Genomic DNA, 1,420 nt, shown 5'->3' on the forward strand with positions numbered 1-1,420 from the left:
ACCGGCCCGGCGACGGCACGGGGGCCGGATCGCTGGCGGCGGTGGCGGGCTATCCGCATCTCAGCGTGCCAATGGGGCGGGTGCGCGGCCTGCCGGTCGGCCTGTCCTTCATCGGGCCCGCCTGGTCCGAGGCGCTGCTGCTCGCCCTGGGCTACGGGTTCGAACAGGTCACTCAAGGCAGGATGACCCAGGGCAAGACAAACCACTGAAGACGCCCTACGGGGCGCGGCAGACGACATACAGCTTGTTGCCGTCCGGATCGCGGACATAGGCGCCGAAATAGGTCGGGCCATAATGCGGGCGCGGCCCGGGCGCACCCTCGTCGGTGCCGCCGAACGCCATCGCGGCGTCCCAGGCGGCGTGAACTGCGTCGCGGCTCTCGGCGTTCAGCGCACACATCCAGCCGTTGCCCGGCGCGGCCGGCCGGTCGTCGAAGGGCCGGCAGACGAAAAGCGCCGGGCCGTCATGCCCCTTGCGCCAGCAGGCGAAGGTGCCGTCCTCGGCCGTCCACACGCGGGTGATGCCCAGGGGCGCCAGGAAGGCGTCATAGAACAAGGCCGCGCGGCCGACGTCGCTGACGCCGATGGTGATGTGGCTGAACATCCGTTCGTTCCTCGCTCCGTGGCAGCTACGGCTCCGCCGGCAGGCCGGGCACAGCGATGCACCACCCGGCTTTCGATCCGGTGAAGATCTGCCGGCGGGGCGCCAGGGGCGGCTCGCCGTTCAGCGTGCCGGCCGGGACGATCATCAATTGCCCGTTGCGCGTCGCGTGGGGGACCGGGGTGCCGCAGATGCGGCAGGTCGCGGTGGCGAAGCTGCGGGCGGTGGGCAGGTCCCAGCGCGCGACGTCGCGCTGCCCGGCGGTCCAGGTCAGGTCGTCGGGGCGGGCGATCAGGTTGGCGGCGAAGGCGGCGCCGGTGGTCTTGCGGCAGCGCGTGCAATGGCACAGCACGAAATCCAGCGGCGCGCCGTCGATGCGGTAGGTCACGGCGCCGCACAGGCAACTGCCGGTCAGCGATGGCATGGCGTGCTCCTCGACATGCGTGGGCGTCCCTGTCACGGCGCGCGGATCAGTTCATACAGGGCCACGGCGGCGGCGTTCGAGACGTTCAGGCTTTCCATCTCGCCCGGCATCGCCAGGCCCGCGATCTCGTCGCAATGTTCGCGGGTCAGCCGGCGCAGCCCGTCCCCCTCGGCCCCCAGGACCAGCGCCACCCGCCGCTGTCCGAAGGCCGCGCCGTTCAGGACGCCGCCCCCCGCATCCAGCCCGACGACCCAGAAGCCCAGGGTTTTCAGCGTCTCCAGCGTGCGGGCCAGATTGACCACCCGCAGCAGCGGCACGATTTCCAGCGCGCCCGACGCGGCCTTGGCCAGCGCGCCGGTTTCGTCCGGGGCGTTGCGCTCCATCACCACCACGGCG

Annotated in this window: 4 protein-coding genes; 1 reads left to right on the top strand and 3 read right to left on the bottom strand. The window is 71.8% G+C overall.

All coding sequences use genetic code 11. The features are described from left to right. Positions 1-209: amidase family protein (locus tag HUK84_RS18145; RefSeq protein ID WP_246285768.1), on the top strand; the 209-nt coding region annotated here is incomplete at its 5' end. 7 nt (positions 210-216) lie between these two features. On the opposite strand, the gene HUK84_RS18150 is transcribed toward HUK84_RS18145, so the two are convergent. The 3 genes from HUK84_RS18150 to HUK84_RS18160 all read right to left on the bottom strand — a co-directional run. Further along, positions 217-603, bottom strand: coding sequence for a VOC family protein (locus HUK84_RS18150; RefSeq protein WP_176641488.1), 387 nt, complete (start codon positions 601-603; stop codon positions 217-219). A gap of 25 nt (positions 604-628) precedes the next feature. Next, the gene (locus HUK84_RS18155) at positions 629-1,060 is read right to left on the bottom strand and encodes a GFA family protein (protein WP_317135313.1); all 432 of its coding nucleotides are present in this window, start codon (positions 1,058-1,060) and stop codon (positions 629-631) included. After that, the coding region (locus HUK84_RS18160; protein ID WP_176641489.1) for a 23S rRNA (guanosine(2251)-2'-O)-methyltransferase RlmB at positions 1,057-1,420 on the bottom strand (364 nt) is incomplete at its 5' end. The genes HUK84_RS18160 and HUK84_RS18155, both read right to left, overlap by 4 nt.

The sequence above is a fragment of the Nguyenibacter vanlangensis genome (assembly GCF_013376155.1).
Taxonomy (GTDB): Bacteria; Pseudomonadota; Alphaproteobacteria; order Acetobacterales; family Acetobacteraceae; genus Gluconacetobacter; species Gluconacetobacter vanlangensis.